A 252-nucleotide genomic window follows, 5' to 3' on the forward strand; every position below is an offset into this window, starting at 1 on the left:
TCTGGTTTATCCATCCGACAGGCGGGGCAGTGTGGTGTTATAAGGATTTGGCTGAAAAAGTCCTTGCTGGCATCCTCAGCTCTTATGGTATTGAATGCGTTCCCGAGGCTTCAACAGGCAAGTTTGTGAACAACCTGAATGTCATGGCTGAGCGGTATTGCCTTGATATCCTTGACAGAGAGCAGTCTGAGTATTACACCGTTGTCGGATACAGCTTTGGCGGAAATGTTGCTTACGAAATTTGCCGTCTTC

At 47.6% G+C, this 252-nt stretch carries 1 protein-coding gene; it reads left to right on the forward strand.

The annotated features are described in order from the left end of the window. The coding region (locus tag KVT28_RS25760) for a thioesterase domain-containing protein (protein WP_217551085.1) at positions 1-252 on the forward strand (252 nt) is incomplete at both ends.

Source organism: Pantoea sp. GbtcB22, assembly GCF_019091025.1.
Lineage (GTDB): Bacteria > Pseudomonadota > Gammaproteobacteria > Enterobacterales > Enterobacteriaceae > Pantoea > Pantoea leporis.